The 23555-nt window shown below is 70.4% G+C and carries 21 protein-coding genes; 4 read left to right on the forward strand and 17 right to left on the reverse strand.

The genetic code is table 11. The features are described 5' to 3' along the window. A partial coding sequence (locus tag KUM44_RS45560) for a succinylglutamate desuccinylase/aspartoacylase family protein (protein WP_254389826.1) occupies positions 1-379 on the reverse strand: 379 nt, incomplete at its 3' end. Between the two features lie 18 nt (positions 380-397). Further along, on the reverse strand, positions 398-1537 hold the full coding sequence (solA, locus tag KUM44_RS20975; protein ID WP_308402682.1) for an N-methyl-L-tryptophan oxidase: 1140 nt from the start codon (positions 1535-1537) through the stop codon (positions 398-400). A gap of 357 nt (positions 1538-1894) precedes the next feature. Here solA and KUM44_RS20980 point away from each other — a divergent pair, with 357 nt between their 5' ends. Next, the gene (locus KUM44_RS20980; RefSeq protein WP_217209775.1) at positions 1895-2764 is read left to right on the forward strand and encodes an IS5 family transposase; all 870 of its coding nucleotides are present in this window, start codon (positions 1895-1897) and stop codon (positions 2762-2764) included. A gap of 168 nt (positions 2765-2932) precedes the next feature. Here KUM44_RS20980 and KUM44_RS20985 read toward each other — a convergent pair whose 3' ends face one another. The 5 genes from KUM44_RS20985 to KUM44_RS21005 all read right to left on the reverse strand — a co-directional run bounded on the left by KUM44_RS20985 (position 2933) and on the right by KUM44_RS21005 (position 6697). Next, positions 2933-3934 (reverse strand): SGNH/GDSL hydrolase family protein, encoded by a 1002-nt coding sequence (locus KUM44_RS20985; RefSeq protein ID WP_217209776.1) that lies wholly within the window; start codon positions 3932-3934, stop codon positions 2933-2935. A gap of 318 nt (positions 3935-4252) precedes the next feature. Further along, positions 4253-4462 (reverse strand): hypothetical protein, encoded by a 210-nt coding sequence (locus tag KUM44_RS20990; RefSeq protein ID WP_217209777.1) that lies wholly within the window; start codon positions 4460-4462, stop codon positions 4253-4255. Between the two features lie 13 nt (positions 4463-4475). Then, positions 4476-4868 (reverse strand): hypothetical protein, encoded by a 393-nt coding sequence (locus KUM44_RS20995; RefSeq protein ID WP_217209778.1) that lies wholly within the window; start codon positions 4866-4868, stop codon positions 4476-4478. A 271-nt stretch (positions 4869-5139) separates the two neighbouring features. Beyond that, positions 5140-5373 carry a WhiB family transcriptional regulator gene (locus KUM44_RS21000; RefSeq protein ID WP_217209779.1) on the reverse strand — a complete coding sequence of 78 codons (234 nt, stop codon included), beginning with the start codon at positions 5371-5373 and terminating at the stop codon, positions 5140-5142. 106 nt (positions 5374-5479) lie between these two features. Next, the gene (locus KUM44_RS21005; RefSeq protein ID WP_217209781.1) at positions 5480-6697 is read right to left on the reverse strand and encodes a saccharopine dehydrogenase family protein; all 1218 of its coding nucleotides are present in this window, start codon (positions 6695-6697) and stop codon (positions 5480-5482) included. A gap of 143 nt (positions 6698-6840) precedes the next feature. Here KUM44_RS21005 and KUM44_RS21010 point away from each other — a divergent pair, with 143 nt between their 5' ends. Continuing rightward, entirely contained in the window at positions 6841-7542 is a 702-nt protein-coding gene (locus tag KUM44_RS21010; RefSeq protein WP_217209812.1) for a TetR/AcrR family transcriptional regulator, read from the forward strand. 120 nt (positions 7543-7662) lie between these two features. Here KUM44_RS21010 and KUM44_RS21015 read toward each other — a convergent pair whose 3' ends face one another. Then, positions 7663-8571 carry a LysR family transcriptional regulator ArgP gene (locus KUM44_RS21015; RefSeq protein ID WP_254389829.1) on the reverse strand — a complete coding sequence of 303 codons (909 nt, stop codon included), beginning with the start codon at positions 8569-8571 and terminating at the stop codon, positions 7663-7665. Positions 8572-8660: 89 nt separating this feature from the next. On the opposite strand from KUM44_RS21015, the gene KUM44_RS21020 reads away from it, so the two are divergent. Together KUM44_RS21020 and KUM44_RS21025 are read left to right on the forward strand one after the other, a co-directional pair. Then, positions 8661-9275, forward strand: a complete 615-nt coding sequence (locus KUM44_RS21020) for a LysE/ArgO family amino acid transporter (RefSeq protein ID WP_217209783.1) — start codon at positions 8661-8663, stop codon at positions 9273-9275. A gap of 79 nt (positions 9276-9354) precedes the next feature. Beyond that, positions 9355-10671: an MFS transporter gene (locus tag KUM44_RS21025; protein WP_217209785.1), complete on the forward strand. Its 1317-nt coding sequence runs from the start codon at positions 9355-9357 to the stop codon at positions 10669-10671. A 3-nt stretch (positions 10672-10674) separates the two neighbouring features. On the opposite strand, the gene KUM44_RS21030 is transcribed toward KUM44_RS21025, so the two are convergent. The 9 genes from KUM44_RS21030 to KUM44_RS21070 form a co-directional block, all read right to left on the reverse strand. Next, a complete protein-coding gene (locus tag KUM44_RS21030; protein ID WP_217209787.1) occupies positions 10675-11130 on the reverse strand; it encodes a cyclic nucleotide-binding domain-containing protein in 456 nt (151 codons plus the stop codon). Positions 11131-11423: 293 nt separating this feature from the next. Beyond that, on the reverse strand, positions 11424-11645 hold the full coding sequence (locus tag KUM44_RS21035) for a hypothetical protein (protein WP_217209788.1): 222 nt from the start codon (positions 11643-11645) through the stop codon (positions 11424-11426). Between the two features lie 52 nt (positions 11646-11697). Continuing rightward, positions 11698-13944 carry an FUSC family protein gene (locus KUM44_RS21040; RefSeq protein WP_217209790.1) on the reverse strand — a complete coding sequence of 749 codons (2247 nt, stop codon included), beginning with the start codon at positions 13942-13944 and terminating at the stop codon, positions 11698-11700. Between the two features lie 69 nt (positions 13945-14013). Continuing rightward, on the reverse strand, positions 14014-15405 hold the full coding sequence (locus KUM44_RS21045; protein WP_217209816.1) for an NAD(P)/FAD-dependent oxidoreductase: 1392 nt from the start codon (positions 15403-15405) through the stop codon (positions 14014-14016). A gap of 306 nt (positions 15406-15711) precedes the next feature. Continuing rightward, on the reverse strand, positions 15712-17616 hold the full coding sequence (locus KUM44_RS21050) for a long-chain fatty acid--CoA ligase (RefSeq protein ID WP_217209792.1): 1905 nt from the start codon (positions 17614-17616) through the stop codon (positions 15712-15714). Positions 17617-17749: 133 nt separating this feature from the next. Next, entirely contained in the window at positions 17750-19957 is a 2208-nt protein-coding gene (gene glgB, locus KUM44_RS21055; protein WP_217209794.1) for a 1,4-alpha-glucan branching enzyme, read from the reverse strand. 3 nt (positions 19958-19960) lie between these two features. Next, positions 19961-21322 carry a maltokinase gene (locus KUM44_RS21060; protein WP_217209796.1) on the reverse strand — a complete coding sequence of 454 codons (1362 nt, stop codon included), beginning with the start codon at positions 21320-21322 and terminating at the stop codon, positions 19961-19963. Between the two features lie 41 nt (positions 21323-21363). Then, a complete protein-coding gene (gene treS / locus KUM44_RS21065) occupies positions 21364-23082 on the reverse strand; it encodes a maltose alpha-D-glucosyltransferase (RefSeq protein ID WP_217209797.1) in 1719 nt (572 codons plus the stop codon). Beyond that, positions 23079-23555: DUF3459 domain-containing protein (locus KUM44_RS21070; protein WP_217209798.1), on the reverse strand; the 477-nt coding region annotated here is incomplete at its 5' end. The genes KUM44_RS21070 and treS, both read right to left, overlap by 4 nt.

Below are 23555 nucleotides of genomic sequence, written 5' to 3' on the forward strand. Positions count from 1 at the left end.
GCTCGAACAGCCAGGCCGCCATCCGGTCGGTGGGGCCGCCGTTCTTGTCGCCGGGGAAGACGCGGTTGATGTTGACGCCGTCCAGCGGGGAGATGTTGAGCCGTCCGCCGTAGACGGCCGGGGGGTTGGACACGGGGCAGATCACCAGCTGGCCGGCGATCTCGTCCGGTTCCAGCAGCCCGGCCAGGCGGGTGGTGGCGTCGACGGGGATGAACTCGCCGCCGTGGACGCCACCGGTGATCACGACCCTGGGGCCCGGGCGGGAGCCGTTGACGAGGATCAGGGGCACGTCCACTGTCGTGGTGCCGAGGTCGGCGGACAGGCTCCCGCGGGTCTTCTGGCCGGGCTCGGCCGTCAGCGCGCCGATGGTCAGGGTCATGGCTTTCCTCGTTCGGGCTCAGGCCGCGGTGCGGCCGTTTGTGGTGATGAAGTCGATCGGCTGGGAGGTCCGGCCCTGAAGGGCGAGGTCCGCGGCGATGTCGCCCATGGCGGGCGAGACTTTGAAGCCCTGGCCGGAGAAGCCGGCCAGCAGGACGATGTCCTCGCAGCCCGGCAGCGGGCCGACCAGCGGGCGGGTGCTGTCGGTGTAGCCCTCCATGAACACGGACAGGCGCACCGGGTCGGGGTTCAGGCCCGGCAGGTGGCGTCGCACCGCAGTGGTGAAGGCCTCCAGTTCCTCCGGTGCAACGGTCCGGTTCAGGCGGTTCGGGTCGTCCACGGGCTTGTGGTGCGGCTGGGGCAGTCCCAGCTTGACGGTCAGGCCGTCCGGGGACGGGATGCCGTAGAAGGGCGTGCCGCCGCAGCGGACGAAGGCGGGACGCTCGGCGTCTGCCGGGTGGTCCTCGTGGGGCAGGAACCAGGCGCTGATCGCGCGGTAGACGTTCACTTCCCACGGCAGGTCGGGCAGCAGGTCGCCCACCCAGGGGCCGGGGGTGACGACCGCGGCGTCGAAGCGCTCGGTGTCGGTGTCGGTGCGGATCTCCACGCCTCCCCCGGCGACGGGAGCGACTTCCCGCACCGGGGTGTAGCGGCGGATCCGGGCCCCCAGCTCCTCGGCACGCCGGGCCGCGGTCTGGACCGTCAGCTCTGGGCGGACGAAGCCCGCGTGGGAGTCGAGGACCACCAGATCGCCGTCGTCGACACGGAACTGCGGGAACCGCTTCGTCATCGCCTCAGTGTCGATCACCTCGTGGTCGAGGCCGTGCTCGGCGATGCCGTCCATGACGTTACGCATCTCAGGGTCATCGGCCGGCCCCATGACCAGAGCTCCGGTCAGACGACGCAGTTCCCGCCCGGTCTCCGCCTGCAACTGCTTCCAGAGGGCGTCGGCGTGCCGGACGAGCGGCACATAGCGGCCGTCGTGGGTCTGCACGCTGCGGAAGACCCGGGTCTCACCGCCGGCGGCACTGCGGTCGTGGCCGGGCGCGAACCGGTCGTATCCGACGACCTCGGCACCCCGGGTGGCCAGCCGCCAGGCGGCCTGGCTGCCCATCGTTCCCACGCCGACCACCGCGACGCGCTTCCTCGCAGCTGACACAGGACTTTCCTTTCGTACCGCCGGGACGCAAGCTGGGCCCGAGCATGAGGATGCTTGTGTGGCGACTTGGAGGGGGCGCCCTGGGCGCCCCTGGGGCCTCAAGGCTCGTGTTCGTCCCGGGTTCGGGGATCCACCCCCGTTCTCGAACGCCCCTATGTGCCACATTGTGGCATGCTGTGCTATTATCTGGCACAACAATGGCAGCGGCTCAGGGGGGAGTCAAGAAGTCCAGCGGTGGCTGCCCAATGCTGATGTCAGCTGGGCTGGGGCGGGATGTACTGGACAGGAAGGACATGGACGGCCGGGTCGGGAGCCGACGCCGTCCGCGCGGCTGCCGCGCGCCGTGATGATCTCGGTGTGGGGCGAGGGGATCTTTCTGATGACCAGTGGCCAGTGTTGTGCCCGTTGCTGCCTGTCGCGGTGTTGGGCAGGCCGTCGGTGTGCCGGCGGAAGCTGATCAATGGGATCTGCTGCCGGGTTCCGACCGGGGCCCCGTGGCGGGATCTGCTGGCGGAGTACGGTCCGTGGCAGACGGTCTACGGGCTCTTCCGCCGCTGGCAACGCGCGGGGGTCTGGTCGTCGGTACCGACCAGACTGCAAGCGCGGGCGGACGCAGTCGGGCTGATCACCTGGGAGGTGAACGTCGACTCCACGATCTGCCGGGCACAGCAGCATGCGGCCGGTGCCCGGCGGGACGGCCAAGCACAGAAGGAACCGCCGGGCGGCCACCGGAGCGAACCTGACGATCACGGCTTGGGTAGGTCCCGCGGCGGCTGGACCACGAAGATTCACCTGGCCTGTGAGCAAGGGCAGCGGCCGTTGTCGCTGCTGGTCACAGCCGGGCAGCGGGGTGACGGCCCGCAGTTCACGGCTGTGCTGGAAGCCATCCGGGTTCCTCGTCTCGGACTGGGGCGGCCCCGGGTTCGTGCGCTGCGGGTGCGGGGCGACAAAGCGTATTCATCGCGCGCGGACCGTGCCTGTCTGCGGCGGCGCGGGATCCGCTGCACGATCCCGGAACCTGCCGATCAGGCAGGCCACCGCGAACGCCGGGGAGCGGCCGGTGGGCGTGCTCCGGCCTTCGACCGCGAGGACTACGAGGCCCGGCACGCGGTCGAGTGCGGCATCAACCGGCTCAAGCGGAACCGGGCCGTGGCCACGCGGTTCGACAAGCTCGCGGTCCGCTTCAAAGCGACAGTCCTCATAGCCGCGATCAACGAGTGGCTGTGACCTGTCGGACGTCTCGGTCCCGCATCTCAGTCTGGCCGCGATCAGGTCATCGCTCGGCGGCCAGACCCGACAGTGGGGCCGGGGCCGGGGACCGCTGCCGCGGTGAGCCTGCCCCACGGCCGGCGGGATGTAGCAGTCCCTGGACCGGTTCACGGGTGACCATGTCCCTCACCATCCCGTCGGCAGGCTACTGAGGAACGGGGCAAGCCGGTCGGCGATCACCCGGTCGTCGTGAGCCGAGGTGTGCCCGTCACATCCGAGGAAGTCCAGGCCCGACTGATCGAGGAACCAGTAGTGGACCCCGCTGTCGCCGGCGTCGTTGCAAGCCTCGACCACCTGCCGCACATGCTCGGCGTTTCTGTCGAAGCCGACGGCCACGAGGGTGGTGCCGGCACCGTAGCGAGTCCGCAGTTTCCGGAGGAACTCGCCGTAGGCGGTGCGGAAGGCGGCCGCGAGGCTGTCGGGCGTCCACGGTTCACCGGGGGTGAGGTCGGTGAAGTCGTTGGAGCCGAGGTTGACCACCACGATCTGGGGGCGCCACGTCCCTGGGTTCTGCCAGACGTCGCCGTCCACGTTCAGCAGGGCGCGGTCGTAGTAGGTCCGGTAGGTGACGTCCGGGCAGATGCCGGCGACGTTGCGCACCATGCCGAGGCCGGAGAAGCCGTTGATCTGGTAATCGGCGTCCAACTGCTGGGCCGTGAGGGCGCCGTGGCTCACGTCGGTGTTGGTGTTCCGCTTGAGCTGCTCCGGATTGCAGTCGCGGGTGCCCGAGACATTGCCGTAGCCCACTGTGATGGAGTCCCCGATGAACTCGATCTGGCGGTCCCGGGGCGCCGGCTTGCTCAGTACGGCGCCCCCGGGCGCGGCGACGAAGCCTCCGAACGTGCTGGTGTCTCCCGGCGTGTCGTTGCGTTTGACGACCCGGACCGTGTGCTCGCCGTCCCGAAGGCCGTTGATCCAGTGCGTGGTGTCGCCGGGTGTGACCAGGGTGGCGACGGTGGCCCCTTCGACCTGGACGTCGTAGTCGGCGGCCGCGCAGTCGAGTACCACCCCGAGGCCGGTCCCGCGGAAGCGGCCCTCGAAGTACACCCCGGGCCAGCTGAACTGAACCGCCTCTCCCAGGTGCCTTACCCGCCCTACGGTGTGCACCTGCTCCGAGACGCTCTTCACGGGGACCAGCTGCCTCAGCTCGTACCACGAGCCCGCGTCCACCGCGGCCGGCGCCGCCGGGCGCCTCCCGCGCCCTGGCTTCGGGTTTCCCCCTCTGAAAGTCATCTGCGTGCCATCTCTCCGTCCGTCCCTGTGGCGCATCGGTGGGTCACGGCTGAACGTCCGACATTCCACCCCTGAATGTCAACCAATTTGGAGGGAAGAAATAGATCAACAGACACTCAACAGGCTCTCGATTTGCACGACTTGTGGGGCGGACCTTGGCCAGCGCGCGCCGAGAGCTCGCACCGAACGCCGCTCCCTCTTCCACGGGGACTTCTAGAACACCGCCCAGCCCCTCAACATCGGCTTGGAGTTGTTCGAGCTCGGCCTTGTCCTTCTCGCGGAGTTCCTTGAGCCGTACGACCTGTTTGCGGAGCCGAATCGGGCCACGATGGTCAGGGTCCCGCTGGAGCGCTCGGGTCGGCCGGTCAGGATGCGGTCCATGGCGATGCGGATGCGGCCGCGTTCGTCTGCTGCTCCGCTCACGGTGTGCGGTCCATCAGGGTGTGCGGTCCATCAGGGTGATCCGGGTGCAGTCGTGACCGTCGGCGATGCCGCGCAGCCGTTCGGCGTGGTCGCGTAGCCGTTCGCTGATCGTGGCGCGTTCGGCGAGGAACGTGGGCCGCAGCTCGCCGTTGATCATGGTCCAGGCAACCAGCCGGAGTTCGTCCCGGAAGGCCACGGGGTCCTCGTGGCGACGGAAGGTACCTGACTGGCCGTACAGGCCCAGGAGGGGATCTACCCGATGATCTGGCGACAGGAAGATGGGGTCGCCGGCCAACACGCCCACCGCGTCCTCGCGAGACGGCAGGTCGTCCCATCCCTCGACGACACTGCCCCGAACTCCGCCCCGCACCGCGTCCGACGGCACCCAGAAAACACGCCAACTCACCGCTAGTGCACCCTTCTTGATGGGCTTCAACACGCCAATCCAATTGGGAATGCGTGCCGCCGCCCTGCTGCTGACCGGCGGCGCCGGCGGCGTCGTGGCGATGCCGGACCACGAGCCGGACGCCACCGGGCCCACGGTCGGCGCGTCCACCTCTTAACCGGTTCTGGCGCGCCGAGAGGTCCCGCAGCCGGCGTACCGGAGGCCGCGCTCACGCTGCGGCTGCCGACGGGAGCGGCACCCGAGTGACGGGGAACCGACCGGCCCAGGCCGGTCATCCGGCGCGCTGCCGCAGCGCCCTTCGCTCGGTCTCGCTCGTGCCGCCCCAGATCCCGATGAACTGGTCCGTGTCCAGCGCCCAGCGCAGACACTGCTCACGGACCGAGCAGCGCCGGCAGACGGCCTTCGCCTGCTCCGTCTGCAACACGGTCGGTCCGGACGTGCCGATCGGGTAGAAGAGGTCGGGGTCCTCATGGCGGCAGGCGGCGTCGTCTCGCCAGTCGTCCATCAAAGTCACCTGCGATCGTCGTGTGTGCCCTCGGTGGATGCATTACTCGTTTTCGAGTCGCCTGTCGATGCGCAAGTGAAACCCCGGCGGACACCGGCGAATCCGGTCACTGTTCGCGCATCCCCCACGGGGAGCCGTACGCCGTCAGCAGATCCAGGAACGGCAGGGCCGGGAGGGCCTCAGGACCCAGCACACCCGCGCCCGACCAGGCGCCGGTGGCGAGGAGTTCGAGGGCGACGACCGGGTTGACGGCGGTCTGCCACACGACGGCCTGGCTGCCGTATTCCTTCATGGACCACTGGTTGTCGACCACGTGGTAGAGGTACACCTCGCGCGGCCGCCCGTCCTTGACGCCCCGTACCCAGGTGCCCGCGCAGGTCTTGCCGTGCATCCGCTCGCCCAGCGTCGCCGGGTCCGGCAGACACGCGGCGACGACGTCCCGGGGAGACACCCGCACCGGCCCGTCGGCGCTCGGCACGGTGACCCGCTCGGTGCGGTCCAGGCCCAGCAGGTGCAGCGTCTTCAGCGTGCCGATGAACTCCTCGCCCAGGCCGTACTTGAAGGTCACCCGGCGCGTGTCCACCCAGCGCGGCACCAGAAGCACCTCCTCGTGCTCCACGTTCACGCACTCGACCGGCCCGATGCCCTCGGGGAAGTCGAACACCTCGGGCTCGCTGAAGGGCTCGGTGGTGAACCAGCCGCGGTCGGCCTCATAGACCACCGGTGGATTGAGGCACTCCTCGATGGTGGTCCAGATGCTGAAGGACGGCGCGAAAACGTGACCGTCCACGGTGAGGTTCGCACCGTCGCGGACGCCGATCTCCTCGATCTCGTCGAAGAGCTCGTCGGCCGCGTACCGGGCGAACACGTCCGACAGCCCCGGCTCCACGCCCATGCCGACGAGCGCCAGCCCGCCCGCCTTCTCCCAGTCGGCGGCCTGCTCGAACTGGGCGTCGCCCAGCTTGACCCCGCACTCCTCGTACGGGCGCTCCCGGTGCGGCCGGGACAGCGACATCGCCATGTCGACATACGTGGCCTCGGCGGCGCGCGCCGCCCGGAACAGCGGCATCACGAAACGCGGGTCGGTGGCGTTGAGCAGCACGTCGCACGCGTGCCGCTCCAGCAGCGCGGTCACCGCAGCCTCGTCGCTCGCGTCGACGCGCTCGGCCCGGAAACGGACGTCGCCGCCGAGCGCCGCCACGGCCGCCTCGGCACGCGCCAGGTCGTGGTCGGCGACCACCATCGCCTCGAAGAACGCACGCCGGGCGGCGATCCGGGTGATGGCGGTACCCACTCCGCCGGCTCCCACGAGCAGTACACGCATGACAAGACTCCCTCGGCTCGAAGCTCTACAGGCTTGAAGGTCTACGACGTGGTGGGGCCCCGCCCGAGATACAACGCGGTGCGTTCACATAAGGTCAATGGCGTTGGCATAAGGACGGAGAGGTCGGGAGGACGCGGGTCATGGTGCCGAAACCGGTCGTTCCCGAGGAGAAGCGGCGCCGACGCCGTCCCACGAAAAGCGGCACCGTGCTGTCGGAGCGGCTGATCGTCGAGACGGCGCTGCGCATGCTGCGCGAACACGGCAGCGCCGGTCTCACCGCCCGGCGCCTGGGCCTCGCCCTCGACGCGGACCCGAGCACGCTGTACCGGTACTTCCGCGGCATGGACGACCTGACCCTCGCCATCGGCGACGCCCTCATGGGGCAGGCGCTGGACGGCTGGGAGCGGACGGGGGAGTGGCGGGCGGACCTGCGCGCCGTGGGACTGCGCGTCCACGCCGCGTACGTCGCCCATCCGCAGGCTGCCGCGCTGACGACCAGCCGGGTCACCGGGCGGCCCAACGAACTCGCCGCCGACGAGACGGTGTTGGACGTGCTGCGCACCGCCGGGTTCCCGCTGGCGGACACCGTGCGGATCTACCACGCCTTCATCGACCAGGCGCTGGCGTTCGCGGCGCTGGACGCGGCGGCGTTGGCCCTGCCGACGGATTCGCTGCGCGCTGACGAGGACGTGTGGCGCTCTACGTATGCTCGGCTGCCCCGTGCCGCTTATCCGCGGATCGCCGAGGCGGCGCCGTTGCTGGCGGCGCGGATGGTGGAGAGTGCGTATCCGACGGCCTTGGAGATGTTGTTGGACAGTGCCGCGGCGCAGTTGGAAGCGGGGTAGCTCCGCAGGGGGTGCAGGGTTACGTCGTGGTGGGGTGCGCGCCGTTGTGGCTGGTCGTGCGGTTCCCCGCGCCCTAGGGGGGTGGCAGAACCGTCGAGTCGAAACGTCTTTTGGCCCAGCTCAGGCGCGCAGCGCCGCCGCCGCCGTTGCCGTCACCGCCTCCGTCACCGCCGCCAGTGCCGGGAAGTCCAGTTTCCACTGTTGCCAGTACACCGGGACGTCCACCGGCCGCTGCGGGGCCAGTTGTACGAGGCGGCCGGTCTCAAGGAGAGGCTCCGCCTGGGCCTCGGGGATCATGCCCCAGCCCAGTCCGGCGGTCACGGCCGACAGGAAGCCCTCCGAGGTGGGGATGTGGTGGCGTACGGGACTCGCGCCGCCGCGGCCGCGGCGGAGCCCGCGGACGAACGCGTCCTGGAGGTCGTCGCTGCGGTCGAAGGTCATGACCGGCGCCCGCGCGAGCGCGTCACCGAGTGATGCGCCGAGGTGCCGGTCGGCGAACTCCGGGCTCGCCGCGGCCAGATAGCGCATCCGGCCCAGGGCACGCACGGAGCAGCCCGCCACCGGGTCGGGCGAGGAGGTCACGGCGGCCATCACCAGCCCCTCCCGCAACAGCGTCGCCGTACGGCTCTCGTCCTCGCGTCGCAGTTCGAAGCAGAGCCGGGGTTCGTCCGGTACGCGTGTGAGGGCTGTCAGGAACCAGGTCGCCAGGGAGTCGGCGTTGACGGCGATCGACACCCGGGTCGTGTCCCCGGCGTCGTTCATGCCGAGCTCGGTCCACGCGTCGCGCTCCAGCCGGGCCAGCTGGCGGGCGAACCGGACGATGACCGTGCCGGACTCGGTCGGCCGCACCGGCTTCGTCCGCACCAGCAGCACCCGGCCCGTGCGCTGCTCCAGCGCCTTCACCCGCTGGCTCACCGCCGAGGGCGTCACATGCAGCGCGGCGGCGGCCGCGTCGAAGGTGCCCTCGTCCACCACAGCGAGCAGGGTCCGCACCTGGTCGAGGGGAAGCTCCGTCAGCCCGGTCTTCAAGGGATCCTCATCGGCGTCTTCACGACAGCTAAGGATACGTAAGAATCTTTAGCTGTACTCGCGGCGATCGTGTCCCTAGCGTCGATGCCATGAACGACGCCCTGACCACCGCTGCCGCCGGATTCGGTACCGGCCTCACCCTGATCGTCGCCATCGGCGCCCAGAACGCCTTCGTCCTGCGCCAGGGCATCCGCCGCGACGCGGTCCTCGCCGTCGTCGGCATCTGCGCCCTGTCCGACGCGCTCCTCATCGCCCTGGGCGTGGCCGGCGTCGGCGCGGTGGTCGTCGCCTGGCCGGGGGTGCTGACGGCGGTGGCCTGGGTCGGCGGGGCGTTCCTGCTCGGCTACGGCGCGCTCGCCGCCCGCCGGGTGTTCCGGCCGGCCGGTGCTCTGGTGACGGAAGGCGACGCCGCGGGATCTCGGCGGCGGGCGGTGCTGACCTGTCTCGCGATGACGTGGCTGAACCCGCACGTCTACCTCGACACGGTCTTCCTGCTCGGTACGGTCGCCGCCGACCGCGGCCCGCTGCGCTGGACCTTCGGCCTCGGTGCCGCGCTGGCCAGCTTGTGCTGGTTCGCCGCGCTCGGCTTCGGCGCGCGGCTGCTGAGCCGCCACCTCGCGAAGCCCGCGGCCTGGCGCGTCCTGGACGCACTGGTCGCCGCGACGATGATCGCCCTCGGTGTCGGCCTCGTCGCCGGAAGCTGAGACGCGGGTCCGAACACCCGGCCGGTGCTGCGATAGTGATCGCCGGACCGGAAAGATGTAGCGAGCATCCAGGAAGCGCGTGGACACCAGCGAGAGCAGTGCCGAACCACAGGACCCACTGGAGAAGGACCCCTCCGCCGCACCACCCCGGCGGCGCGGCCGGCGACGCTGGGCCATGGACACCCGGCCGCTGCGCCGCCCGGCCTACCGCCGGCTGTGGTCCTCGACCATCGTCACGGCCGTCGGCAGCCAGCTGACCGCGGTCGCGGTGCCCAAGCAGATCTACGACATCACGCACTCCTCGGCGTGGGTCGGTGCCGCGAGCCTCGCCGGACTGCTGCCGCTCGTGGTGTTCGCGCTGTGGGGCGGGGCCGTCGCGGACAGCATGGACCGGCGCAAGCTTCTGCTGATCACCAACAGCGGTATCGCGGTCACCTCGGTGCTGTTCTGGCTCCAGGCCGTCACCGGCCTGGCGTCGGTGGCCGTGCTGATGGTGCTGCTCGCCGTCCAGCAGGCGTTCTGGGGGCTCAACGCCCCGGCCCGCAATGCCTCCGTCGCCCGTCTGGTGCCGGCCGCGGAACTGACCGCGGCGAACGCCCTCGGCTCCACCGTCATGCAGATCGGCCAGGTCGTCGGGCCGCTGCTGGCCGGTGTGCTCATACCCGTGATCGGCCTGGCCGAGCTGTACCTCATCGACGCACTGGCCCTGTGCGTCACGGTGTGGGCGGTCGTACGGCTGCCCGCGCTGCCTCCCCTGACGGCCCCGGGCGGCACCGTCAAACGCCGCGCGGGCGTACGGGAGATCGCGGACGGCTTCCGCTACATCGCCCTGCACAAGGTGCTGTTGCTGTCCTTCCTGGCCGACATCATCGCGATGGTCTTCGGCATGCCCCGCGCTCTGTTCCCGCAACTCGCCGGCGAGACCTACGGGTCGTACGGCGAAGGGCTAGCCCTCGGGCTGCTGTTCGCGGCGATCCCGGTCGGCGCGGTGGCCGGCGGACTGTTCTCCGGTACGTTCTCCCGGGCCCGCAGGCACGGCTGGATGGTGATCGGCGCGGTCGTCGCCTGGGGCGTCGCCATCACGGGCTTCGGACTGAGCGACAGCCTGTGGCTCGCGGTGGCCTTCCTCGCCCTCGCCGGGGTCGCCGACATGGTCTCGATGGTCTTCCGCGGGGCGATCCTGCTGTCCGCCGCCAGTGACGAGATGCGCGGCCGGATGCAGGGCGTCTTCACGGTGGTCGTCGCGGGCGGGCCGCGCCTGGCCGACGTGCTGCACGGTACGGCGGGTTCGGCCTTCGGGGCGCGCACGGCGACGGTGGGCGGCGGACTGCTGGTCGTCGCCCTCATGGTCGGCCTGGCACTGCTGGTGCCGGCGTTGCGTCGCTATCGCGTCTGAGCCTCAGAGCGCGTTGCGCCGATGGTGGCCGTACTGTTCCATCAGCCTGCCGCGCGTCAACTCCAGTCGGTGCGCGAGGATTTCGGCGACATGGCGGACGAGGGACATCCCGAGACCCGGATCCTCCTCGCACAGCCGCAGCACCGCCGCCGCGTCGAACTCGTAGGCGCGCACCGGGCTGAAGGCCTCCGCGCCGAAGTCCCACTGGTACGGCGGGAACAGCCAGGACCAGCCGAGCAGATCGCCGGAGCCGAGGCTGGCGACGGTCACCCGCTGGATCGACGTCACGCGCTGGTCGAGGGAGACGGCGCCCGAGCGGATGACCCAGAAGCGGTCGGCCGTGCCGCCCGCCTCGAAGATCCGGGTGTCCTCCGGGAAGGAGACCTCCCGGGCGAGCGCCATCAGACGCTGGCGCTGAGGGGACGGAAGGGCGGTCAGCAGTTTGATCGCTTTGGTCATGACACGGGGCTCCTCGCCGACGACTGAGGTACCGGTGCTTTCCCTGCGTCCATTTCAGCCGCTACCGCCGCGGTGAGCACCTCGGCGGCGGACGGTTTCGTGGACCGCGAGCGTGTGAGGGCATTAAGAAGCCCTGGCTGGACGGGGGAGACCAGCCAGGGCCGTAGGTGGTGGTGCGCGGGGGACGGATGCGGTCTACCCCGTGACCACTTATGTATGAACCGTAAACCATCTCGGCGGATTCTGCGTAATCGCGGCCGGGTTACGTGACCGGTTTCACTCCGATCGATGTTTCAGCGCCGCTCCGGATGCCTGCCAGGGGTCAGAATCTCCTCCAGTACCGTGATCACGGTTTCATAGGCCACCGTTCGCACGGCGGCGTCGCGGGCCGCGTCGGGGTCGGTCGACCTGAGCTGCTCGCTCCGTGTCCGCCACGTCCGCTCCTCCTGCCGGGCACAGGCCCTGGCGCGCTGCATGCGCCGCAGCAGTTCGTCTGAGTCCACGACATCGGTCATGACATCCGCGTACCCGGTATCGCCCCGATGAGCCGTCCTTGCGCCGATGCCTTCACGTGCCGTCCGGCGCCTGCACGGGCACGCCCAGGGGGCGGGCCAGACCGGCCACGGCCTCGTCGAGGCGTTGCAGATGCCGCAGAACGCGGTCGGTGACCCGGCCGTAGCGCGGTGCGCCGGGGACGCTCCGGCCCAGGAGCGAGGCGATGCTCGGACCGGTCTCGATCGCGGTCGTGGCGTGTTCGTCGGTGACGTGCCCGGCGATCGTCTCGATGTTGTGCGCGATACGCCCCGCCGCCCGGCGCAGCCGGGGATCCGCCGCGATCCAGGGGTGGGTGGGCAGCAGCTCGGCGGTCGCGGCCAGGGAACGCGCGTGGTACGCGCACGTCTCCAGGAGCGCGACGACATGACGTGCGGTCTGCCGCCGGGCCCGCAGGGGCGTCACCGGATGCGTGAGCGGCTTGGTCGCGGCCCGCAGGTCGGCCAGTGCCTGGTCCAGGTCCCGCGCCTGGTCGAGCAGCTCGACGGGCGGCCCCCCGCTGAGCTGGTCGACGGCGCTGCGGGTGACCTCGCCGAGCCGTTCCAGCACGGTGGCGAGGAGCTCGTTCGTATGGCGGTCCGTCTGCACCGGCAGCACCAGTGCGGCCGCGATCACTCCGCAGGCCGCGCCGAGTGCCGTCTCCTCGATACGCAGCACGAGCACCGACAGGCTGTAGGTGTGCAGCAGTGTGTAGAGCAGCCCGAGGGCGGCGGTGACGAAGAAGGAGGACAGCGTGTAGGACAGCGGTGCCGAGTAGAACATGGCGAACACGAACAGCAGGACCAGCGCGAACGCCGTCCAGGTGTGCTGCCCGACCGCGCCCGCCAGCACGATGCCCGCCAGCACGCCGAGCACGGTGCCGAGCAGCCGGCGGTAGCCCTTGACCAGGATCTCGCCCGTGGACGCGGTGTTGAGGAACACGATCCAGCAGGTCAGCACCGCCCAGTACCAGCGGTCGCGGGACAGCAGCTCGCCGCCGGCCATCGCCAGCGCCGATCCGACGGCCACCTGCACGGCGGCACGCGTGGTGGGCCGGCGCAGCCCGGCGGGCTCCTCCGAAGGCGCTTCCTCGCCGGCGTCGAGCACGGCGTCCTCCGCGTCCAGCTCCTCCCGCGAGCGTGCCGTGGCCGGGCTGTCGTCGGACTCGTCCTGGGGTCCGCCGAGGGCGATCCGCAGCCCGAGGACCGCGCGGGCGGCCTCGCCGACGGCCCGGAAGGCGTCCTGCACGGAGGGGGAGGCCTCGGGCAGGTTCTCCTCCTCGCGGTAGCCGAGGAGCCGGTTGCGGACGTGGGACAGCGCGGCCGTGGAAGTCTCGCCGACCGGGTGCAGGACGAGCAGGCGCAGGGCCTGAAGGTCACGGCGCAGCGTGACGGTCGCCTCCTCGCGGACCGGCTGCCGTCCACCCGACGGAACGGGCGCGCCCGGCAGATGCAGGGCCAGGGTGTCCGCCCGCTCGGCACCGCGCGCGGCGAGCAGCGAAAGCCCCAGGCGCTCGGCCGCGATCTCGGCGTCCGCGACCCGCCGTTGCACGAGCCGCGCCACGGCCTCGTCCGTCGTACCCTCCGCCAGCCGGCCCTGGATCAGCAGGGCCGTCTCGTGCAGCCGCGCCGTGCCCTCGCGCACCCGCTCCAGGGCCCGGTCCGCCTCCTGCGGACCGGCGCCGAGCAGTTCGAGCTGTGTCGACAGCAACTGGGCCAGCCGGGCGCGGAATGCCTTGCGCAGCCGCTCCAGCACTCCGGCCGGCGTCTCGGGGACGAGAGCGAACCGCACCAGCGCGCTGCAACCGAAGGCCAGGGCGACCGCGCCGTACAACTCGGGCAGACCGGAGACCGTGGCGCCGACGAACAGGGACACGAAGTAGATCTGGAAGCCGATCAGACCGAGCGCGGTGCCGCGGTCGCCGAACCGGCGCCCGTAGACGGCACAGAAGATGAGCACGACGAAGAACACGTCCCCGGCCACGAGGTTGCTGTGCAGAGCCGCCGCCAGGGTCATGGACGCCAGTGCCACCGGCAGGCCCAGGGCGAGCGTGAGCGCCTGCTGCCCGCGCTGCTTCTCCCGGATCGCGAAGGTGGCCACCATCGCCGCCAGGGCACCGGCGACCAGGTGCGTCACATCGGTGCCGAGCAGGGCGAGCGCGGCGACCGCGAGGGCGATGGCGCCCGCTGTGCGCAGCCCGGCGGTCAGCCGCAGCAGCCCGGGGTCGGACGCCGCGAAACGGTCCCGCAGCCGCGCCCGGACCGGCCGTCCCGCTGACCTCACGTCGCCGTACTCTCTCCCGCTCTCTACCCGCTCCCGCCGCGAGCGGCGGCTCGCGGCGTGGCCGTCACGTCACTCAGCCGTCCCCTCGATCGCCTCGTCCCCGTCCTTGCCGTCGACGCGCGCCCGCAGCTGCTCCGGCGTCAGATACGCGTGGACGAACTCGAAGTCCTTCAGCTTGGCCGGACTGCGGGACTGGAACCCCGTGCGCACGAAATCGTCCCCGGCGACGGCGTTGAGCAGCCAGTTCGTCATGACGCGCGTCTTGGCGACGTTGGTGCGCAGCGCCGACCAGTGGTAGCCGCGGGCGACGGCCATCGCGGGCAGGCCCTTCAGCTCGATGCCGAGCGGCTTGGAGACGGCGTCGCGGCCGCCGAGGTCGACGACCAGGCCGAGGTCCTTGTGCTCGTACGGCCGCAGCGGCCCGCCGCGCAGGGCCGCGATGACGTTGTCGGCCACGACCTTGCCCTGGCGCATGGCGTGCTGGGCGGTCGGCGGGCAGACCGCGCCCTCCTCGCCCTTGGCCACGTCGGGTACGGCGGCCGCGTCGCCGAGCGCGAACACGCCGTCGTGGCCGGGCAGGTTCATCTCGGCGGTGACCGCGAGCCGGCCCCGCACCGTCTCGGCGCCCAGCGTCGCGATCAGCGGGCTGGCGACGACACCGGCGGTCCAGATCAGCGTGCGGGTGGGGATCACCCGGCCGTCGGTGAAGGTGACCTCCTCGGGACCCGCCTTGGCGATGGACACGCCCAGCGAGATCTCGACACCGCGCCTGCGCAGGATCTCCTGCGCCGCACTGCCCAGCTTCTCGCCGAGCTCGGGCATCAGCCTCGGTGCGATGTCGATCAGATGCCACTTGATCAGCTTCGGGTCGAGCCGCGGATAGCGCTTGACCGCGTTGTGGGTCAGCTGCTGGAGACACGCGGCGGTCTCGGTGCCCGCGTAGCCGCCGCCGACCACCACGAACTGAAGCCGCGCCGCGCGCTCGGCCGGGTCCTGGCTGGCGTCGGCGAGGTCCAGCTGGGAGATGACGTGGTCGCGGATGTAGGCGGCCTCCGCGAGGGTCTTCATGCCGTACGCGTTGTCGGTGAGCCCGGGGATGTCGAAGGTGCGCGTGATGCTGCCGGGGGCCAGCACGATGTAGTCGTACGGCTCGTTGACGGTCACGTCGGTGATGGTGCGGATGACGCAGACCTTGGCCGCGAGGTCCACGCCGATGGCGCCGCCGGGGATGATCCGGGTGCGGTAGCGGCGGCTGCGGCGCAGGGACACGGCGATCGACTGGGGCGTCAGGACGCCGGAGGCGACCTGGGGCAGCAGCGGAAGGTAGAGCTGGTAGGAGGACGGCGTCACCAAGGTGATCTCGGCCTCGTCGGGGGAGAGCTTGCGTTCCAGCCGGCGAACGCATCCGACTCCGGCGAAGCCTGCGCCAACCACCAGGATCCTGGGTCGTGTCACGGTGATCTTCCCTTCTGCGGCTCCAGGCGGGGTGCCTGACGTCGTTCGCCTGCCCCTGGATCGCGGCTTCGCACGCCTCGATCCCACCGTGCCACCGGTCGTTCCGCCAGCCGGGTGCGGCAGGCAGATGAACTCGTTGACAGCCACCTTGCCCCAACCCATGCGGGGGCACACCGGTTCGGAAGCGAAAGACATGTACGCGTGATCTTTCGACGGTTTACTGGTCCGGACCTGGAGTGCCGGGTGTCGTGCGGCTCACGACGGGCGAGTGGACACGGGCGAGCCGGCGAACAGGGCGAGCCCGGGCGCCGCTCAGCCGAAGACGTTGTCCGCGTCGTCCCAGTGCGCCAGCTCGTCCGCCATGTGCTCCCGGGGCGCACGCGAGCGCGCCTGGTACATCGCGTCGATCTGGAGCGCGTAGTGCCGCACGATCGCGTCCCGGCGCAGCTTCATCGACGGCGTCAGCAAGCCGCTGGCCACGTCGAACGGCGCCGGCAGCACCCGGAACACACGGATGGACTCCGAGCGCGACACCGCGCTGTTGGCGGCGGCCACCGCCCGCGAGAGCTCCTCCCGCAGCGCGTTCTCCTCCCGTGCCTCCCGGATGCGCGCGTCGCTGCGCACCGCGAGGGACTCGCGCCAGTACGCCAGGAAGTCCGGGTCCAGGGTGATCAGGGCTCCGATGCAGGGCCGGTTGTCGCCGACGACCACCGCCTGATGGACCAGCGGATGCATCCTCAGGCGCTGTTCCAGGAGCGCCGGGGAGACACTCTTGCCGCTGCTCGTGACGATGACGTCCTTCTTGCGGCCGGTGATCGTCAGATAGCCGTCGGAGTCCAGCCGCCCCAGGTCCCCGGTGGCCAGCCAGCCGTCGCGCAGCGCGGCCCGCGTCGAGGCCTCGTCATGGACGTAGCCCTGGAACACCGACGGCCCGCGCACCAGGATCTCCCCGTCGTCGGCCACCCGGATGTCCGTGCCCGGCAGCGCCTGCCCGACCGTCCCCGACATCTCCCGGCCCAGCGGCTGCGCGGTGATCCCGCCGCTGGTCTCGGTGAGCCCGTAACCGTCGTTCACATAGATGCCGATCCCCTCGTAGAACAAGGAGATCTCACGGTTCAGGGACGAGCCGCCCGAGGTCGCCAGCATCACTCTGCCGCCCAGCGCGGCACGCAGCTTGCGGTACACCGTCCGTTCGTACAGGGCGTGCTGGAGCCGCAGATCGAAACCGGGCCCCGGTCCGCCGCCCAGCCGCTGCCGTTCGAGGGCCGCCGCGAAGTCCCGCGCGGTGTCGGCGGCCCGCTCGAACAGCGCGCCTCGGCCCGCCTGTTGCGCGACGCGCAGGAAATTCTTGTAGATCTTCTCGAAGATGGACGGGACCCCGCAGAAATAGGTCGGTCTGAACGAACGCAGCGCCGCCGACAGCGCCCCCTCGTGCAGTTCGGGCTCGTGGCCCATCACCATGCCGCCGCGGATGCACAGGGTCTGCACCAGAAGGCCGTACACATGGGAGAAGGGAAGGAAGGCCAGCACGGACGCCTGCCCGCCCGGCGGCACCACCTTGTGCCCCCAGCCCGCGAGCAGGGTGTCGCAGGTGCTCGCCAGGTTGCGGTGGCTGATCGCGCAGCCCACGGGCCGGCCAGTCGTGCCGGAGGTGTAGGCGACGACCGCGGTGGAGTCCGGCAGCACGATGCGGCGCATCGACTCCACCGTCGCGAGCGGAACGAACTCGCCCCGCTCCACCAGCTGCGGCAGCGCCCCCGCGTCCAGCTGCCAGACATGGCGCAGCTGCGGCAGCGACCCGCACACCGAGCCGACCGTCATGACCGCCTGTTCGTCCTCGACCACCACGGCCACGCACCCGGAGTGGCGCAGGATCCACTCGACCTGGTCGCGCGACGACGTCGGATAGATCGGGACCACCTCGGCGCCCACCGCCCACAGCGCATGGCTGAGCACCGTCCACTCGTACCGCGTGCGCGCCATGATGGCCACGCGATGACCCGGTGAGATACCGGACGCGATCAGTCCCTTGGCCAGATCGGTCACTTCGTCGCGCACTTCCACGGCTGTCACCTCCTCCCAGCTGGTGGAGGAGGGGTCCGGGCGGCGCGCGAGCAACGGCAGTGCGGGATCGAGGGCCGCCGTCTCGAAGACGCTGTCGGCGAGCCCGCCGGTCAGGGACGTGACGGTCGGGGGAGCGAGGCCGAGGTCGCGCATGCGCTGCTCCTGTTGTGTACCGGGTGTGACATCACCGATGAGTACTGTTATCGGCGGTGCCCGAATCTAGCCCAGCTGAGAGCGCGCGGTGTCGAGATCTGACAATTGACCTCGTTCGGTGATCTCCTCTCGGTCAGGGCGACAGCCACACCGTGGCGAGCGGGGGCAACGTCAGCCGAATGTGCCCGTCCTGCGGCTTGAGCGGTTCGGGGTTGGTGACGTCGCTCCCGCCGTAGTGCGCGGCATCGGTGTTGAGCGTCTCGTGCCAGGCGTCGACGCGGTCCGGCACCCACAGGCGGTAGTCGTGCCGGACGACGGGGGAGAAGTTGGAGACGGCGAGCAGGATGTCGCCGTCGGATCCGAACCTCAGGAACGCGAACACGTTGTCGTCCGCGGCGTCCCCGACCACCCACTGGAAACCGGACGGATCGGTGTCCCGCTCCCACAGCGCCGGGGTCGCCCGGTACAGCGTGTTGAGGTCCCGGACCAGGTCCCGCACGCCCCGGTGGTCGCCCGCGGACGCGTACCCGGGATCCAGCAGCCACCACTCCGGCCCGTGCGCCTCCGACCACTCGGCGCCCTGCGCGAACTCCTGCCCCATGAACAGGAGTTGCTTGCCCGGATGTGCCCACATGAAGCCCAGATACGCACGGTGGTTGGCGCGCCGTTGCCACCAGTCGCCGGGCATCTTGGAGACCAGCGCCTGCTTGCCGTGTACCACCTCGTCGTGGGAGATCGGCAGCACGTAGTTCTCGCTGTAGGCGTACACCATCGAGAAGGTCATCTCGTTGTGGTGGAACTTGCGGTGCACCGGCTCCTTGGCGATGTACTGGAGCGAATCGTGCATCCAGCCCATGTTCCACTTCAGCCCGAACCCCAGCCCGCCGCTGTCGGTCGGCCGGGTCACCCCGCCCCAGGCCGTGGACTCCTCCGCGATCGTGACCACGCCCGGGTTGCGCCGGTACACGGTCGCGTTCATCTCCTGGAGGAACGCCATCGCGTCCAGATCCTCGCGCCCGCCGTAGGCGTTCGGAGTCCACTGCCCGCAGTCCCGCGAGTAGTCGAGATAGAGCATCGAGGCGACGGCGTCCACCCGCAGCCCGTCGATGTGGAACTCCTCGCACCAGTACGTGGCATTGGCGACCAGGAAGTTGCGCACCTCGGTACGACCGTAGTCGAACTCGAACGTCCCCCAGTCCGGGTGCTCGGCCCGCCGCGCGTCCCCGGGCTCGTACAGCGGGTCCCCGTCGAACCGGCTCAGTGCCCAGTCGTCCTTGGGGAAGTGGGCCGGCACCCAGTCCACGATCACCCCGATGCCGGCCTGGTGCAGGGCGTCCACCAGGTACTTGAAGTCGTCCGGCGTACCGAGCCGCGAGGCCGGCGCGTAGAAGCCGGTGACCTGATAGCCCCACGATCCGGCGAAGGGATGCTGGGCGACCGGCATGAACTCGACATGGGTGAAGCCGAGCTCCTCGACATACGCGGGCAGCTCCTCGGCCAGCTGCCGGTACGTCAGCCCCGGCCGCCAGGACGGCAGATGCACCTCGTAGACCGAGAACGGGGCCTGGTGCACCGGGACGTCGCCCCGGTGCGCCATCCAGTGCTCGTCACCCCACTCGTAGTGCGAGGCGTGCACGATCGACGCCGTGTCCGGCGGGACCTCCGCGCGGCGGGCCATCGGGTCCGCCTTGAGGAACCGGCCGCCGTACCGGGACGTGATCTCGAACTTGTACCGCGTGCCCTCGCCGATCCCCGGCAGGAACAGCTCCCACACCCCGGACGCCCCGAGGGAGCGCATCGGGAACGCCGTACCGTCCCAGCAGGTGAAGTCCCCGGCGACCCGCACACCCCGGGCGTTCGGCGCCCACACGGTGAACCGGGTGCCGGCCACCCCCTGATGGGTCATCGGCTCGGCGCCGAGCGCCTTCCACAGCTCCTCGTGCCGTCCCTCGCGGATGAGGTGCAGGTCGAGCTCTCCGAGGGCCGGCAGAAAGCGGTACGGGTCATGGACCTCGCGCTCGTCGGACCCGTCCTCGGCGTACGACACCAGCAGCGTGTACGCCGGGATCGCGTCCAGCGGCAGCACGCCCGAGAACAGTCCGCCGCCCTGCGAGACCAGCCCCGTGCGCTCGCCGTCGACCATGACGCTCACCGCACGCGCGAAGGGACGCAACGCCCTGAAGGCGATCCCGCCCGGGACCGGATGCGCCCCGAGCAGCGCGTGCGGATCGTGATGGGCGCCCGACAGCAGGCGCTCCCGGTCGGCCGGGTCCAGCTCGGGCGCGGCGGCGTGCCGGCCCGGGCCGGCCGATTCGGGGCGCGAGGTCTCGTGCAGGGCCATGGGTCAGGCTCCTCTCACGGCGAGGCGTTCGATCGCCGCCATCGGTACGGGCAACCAGTCGGGTCGGTGCCGGGCCTCGTACAGGACCTCGTACACGGCGCGGTCGGTCTCATACGCACGCAGCAAGCCGTGCTTCTTGCGCGGGTCCCATCCGGCGAGGGCGGCATAGCCCGCGCAGTAGGCCTCCCGGCAGCGGCGCGCCCACTCCGGCCGCCACGGACGGCGCTGCCGGGCTGCGTAGTCGAAGGAGCGCAGCATGCCGGCGATGTCCCGCACCGGCGAGTGGACGCCGCGCCGCTCGGCGAGCGGACGGGACGGTTCGCCCTCGAAGTCGATGACGAACCACTCACGGCCGGCCCGCAGCACCTGACCCAGGTGCAGGTCACCGTGGATGCGCTGGGCGGGCGGCCCGGGATCGCAGCCGGCCAGGGCGCCGAAGGCGGTACGCAGGCCGGGGACGTACGGCTGGAGCGCGGGGACGAAGTGCGCGGCGAGCTCCAGGCGCTCGGTCATCGCCGCCGCCATCCGGTCGTTCTCGCCCCGGGACAGCGACGGGAAGGCCGCTGCCAGCGCCAGATGCACCTCGGCCGTGGCCCGGCCCAGCTGACGGGCCTCGGCCGTGAAGTCGCCCGCCGATGCCAGCGCGTCCAGCGCCAGCGTCCAGCCGTCGGAGGCGTCCCGCAGGAACGGCTGGAGCACGCCGAGCGTCGCCTCCCAGGGATGCGTCGTCCGGAACCAGGCCACCGGGGCCGGGACCCGACCGCAGCCCTGCCCGGCCAGCGCGCCGGACAGCTCCAGGTCGGGGTTGACGCCGGGCTGGATACGCCGGAACAGCTTGAGAATGAACGTATCGCCGTACACCAGCGAGGAGTTCGACTGCTCGGCATCCAGCAGCCGGGGCACCAGCCCGGCAGGCACCGACACGGACGGGTCGGCCTCGAAGCACAGCGGGCCCGCCGCGCCGGGATGCCGCAGCCGTTCGAGGAGCAGCTGCGCCGAGCGGGGGTCCTGCAACGCGTCGAAGACTGTCAGCCCGGCCAGCGGACCCTCCTCCGCCCGGCCGATGAGCGCCCGGCCGAGCCGCGGCGACAGGTGTTGCCGTACGCCGAGCAGCAGCTGGTAGCAGTCGCCGGCCGGGGGAGCGCCGCCGGGCGCGGGCACCGCCGAGTGACCGGCGTGCACCAGCAGATGCAGACAGCCCGGGAACAGCTCCGTCATCGACAGCAGCGCGAGGTCCGCGACGGGCCGGTCCTTGCCCGCGAACCAGCGCTGCCGTGGCAGCCATTCGCGCAGCAGCCCGGTGAGCGAGGCCATGGGGCTCGCGTCGACCGTACGGCTCGATCGGGGAGATGCGGTCTTCTGCATGGTGACCCGTCCTTTCCTCGGCACGGACTCGGAGCACACGCTCAAAGCCGTCGACCGATGCGGGATGCGACTCGGGAGAGCCGGAACCAGTAGAAGCCGTGGCCCCCGAGGGTCAGCAGGTACGGCAGCTCGCCGATCGCCGGGAAACGGACCCCGCCGAACAGCTCCACCGGATGACGGCCGCTGAACTCACGCAGGTCGAGTTCCGTGGGCTGTGCGAAGCGGGCGAAGTTGTTCACGCACAGCACCAGGTCGTCCTCGTATTCGCGGAGGAAGGCGAGTACCGCGGGGTTGGAGGACTGGAGTTCCGTGTAGGAACCGAGACCGAAGGCCGGGTTCTGCTTACGGATCTCGATCATGCGGCGCGTCCAGTGCAGCAGCGACGACGGGGAGGCCATGGACGCCTCGACGTTCGTCACCTGGTAGCCGTAGACCGGGTCCATGATCGTGGGAAGACAGAGCCGCCCGGGGTCGCAGGAGGAGAAGCCGGCGTTGCGGTCCGGGGTCCACTGCATGGGGGTACGGACGGCGTCGCGGTCGCCGAGCCAGATGTTGTCGCCCATGCCGATCTCGTCGCCGTAGTAGAGGATCGGGCTGCCCGGCAGGGCGAGCAGCAGGGCGGTGAACAGTTCGATCGAGTGCCGGTCGTTGTCGAGGAGCGGGGCGAGCCGTCTGCGGATGCCGATGTTGGCCCGCATACGGGGGTCCTTGGCGTACTCCGCCCACATGTAGTCGCGCTCTTCGTCGGTGACCATTTCGAGGGTCAGCTCGTCGTGGTTGCGCAGGAAGATGCCCCACTGGCAGCCGGAGGGAATGGCCGGGGTCTTGGCGAGGATTTCCGACACCGGGTACCTCGACTCCCTCCGCACGGCCATGAAAATGCGCGGCATGACGGGGAAATGGAAGGCCATGTGGCACTCGTCGCCACCGTTCTGGTAATCACCGAAGTAGTCGACGACGTCTTCCGGCCACTGGTTCGCTTCGGCCAGCAGCACGGTGTCCGGATACATCGCGTCGATCTCACGACGGACACGCTTCAGGAACTCATGGGTCGCGGGAAGGTTCTCGCAGTTCGTCTCCTCCTCCGCGTACAGATAGGGCACCGCGTCCAGCCGGAATCCGTCGATGCCGAGGTCCAGCCAGAAACGGAGGGCGGCCAGGATCTCCTCCTGGACGGCCGGGTTCTCGTAGTTCAGGTCCGGTTGGTGAGAGAAGAAGCGGTGGAAGAAGTACTGCTGACGGACCGGGTCGTACGTCCAGTTGGAGGCCTCGGTGTCGACGAAGATGATGCGGGCGTCGGCGTACTGCTTGTCGTCGTCGGCCCACATGTAGTAGTCGCCGTACGGGCCGTCGGGGTCTTTCCTGGATTCCTGGAACCACGGGTGCTGGTCGCTGGTGTGGTTCATGACGAAGTCGATGATGACGCGCATGCCGCGCTGGTGGGCGGAGTCCACGAATTCCACGAAGTCGGCGAGATCGCCGAATTCAGGGAGGACCGCGGTGTAGTCGGAGACGTCATAGCCGCCGTCACGCAGGGGCGATTTGAAGAAGGGCGGCAGCCACAGACAGTCGACACCGAGCCATTGCAGGTAGTCGAGTTTGGAGGTCAGGCCCTTGAGGTCGCCGATGCCGTCGCCATTGCTGTCCTGGAAGGAGCGGACCAGGACCTCGTAGAAGACGGCGCGCTTGAACCAGTCGGGGTCACGATCCTTGGCAGGGGTGTCCTCGAACGTGTCCAGCACGGGCTCGTTGACGGTCATGACGCGGGGGACCCTCCGATCTGCGGTGGCGATGCCTGGACGTGGAGCACGTGCGCGGGGGCCCTGCCGGGCTCCAGACGCACGTAGTTGGTCCTGCCCCAGCGGTAGGTCTCACCCGTCAGTTCGTCGTGCACGGACAGGGAGGCGTCCCAGTCCAGGCCGAGTTGCGGCATGTCCAACGAGACCGTGGCCTCCTGGGTGTGGTGAGGATCAAGGTTGGCGACCACCAGAACCGTGTCCGGACCCGTGCGTTTGCTGTACGCGATGAGGGCGTCGTTGTCGGTGTGGTGGAAGCGGAGGTTCCTGAGCCGGTGGAGGGCGGGGTGGCTCCTGCGGACGGCGTTGAGCCGGCTGATCAGGGGCGTGATGGTGCGTCCCTCGCGTTCGGCGGCGGCCCAGTCGCGGGGGCGCAGCTGGTACTTCTCGGAGTGGAGGTACTCCTCGCTGCCCTTGCGCAGGGGGGTGTTCTCGCA

Source organism: Streptomyces sp. AC550_RSS872, assembly GCF_019049285.1.
In the GTDB taxonomy this organism is placed as follows: domain Bacteria; phylum Actinomycetota; class Actinomycetes; order Streptomycetales; family Streptomycetaceae; genus Streptomyces.

Coding starts and splice junctions, on each gene's coding strand:
- glgB (WP_217209794.1), bottom strand. CDS start 19,957: ATGGCCCTGCACGAGACCTCGCGCCCCGAATCGGCCGGCCCGGGCCGG.
- KUM44_RS21050 (WP_217209792.1), bottom strand. CDS start 17,616: ATGCGCGACCTCGGCCTCGCTCCCCCGACCGTCACGTCCCTGACCGGC.
- KUM44_RS21005 (WP_217209781.1), bottom strand. CDS start 6,697: ATGCGTGTACTGCTCGTGGGAGCCGGCGGAGTGGGTACCGCCATCACC.
- KUM44_RS21030 (WP_217209787.1), bottom strand. CDS start 11,130: ATGACCAAAGCGATCAAACTGCTGACCGCCCTTCCGTCCCCTCAGCGC.
- treS (WP_217209797.1), bottom strand. CDS start 23,082: ATGACCGTCAACGAGCCCGTGCTGGACACGTTCGAGGACACCCCTGCC.
- KUM44_RS21060 (WP_217209796.1), bottom strand. CDS start 21,322: ATGCAGAAGACCGCATCTCCCCGATCGAGCCGTACGGTCGACGCGAGC.
- KUM44_RS21000 (WP_217209779.1), bottom strand. CDS start 5,373: ATGGACGACTGGCGAGACGACGCCGCCTGCCGCCATGAGGACCCCGAC.
- KUM44_RS21035 (WP_217209788.1), bottom strand. CDS start 11,645: ATGACCGATGTCGTGGACTCAGACGAACTGCTGCGGCGCATGCAGCGC.
- KUM44_RS21020 (WP_217209783.1), top strand. CDS start 8,661: ATGAACGACGCCCTGACCACCGCTGCCGCCGGATTCGGTACCGGCCTC.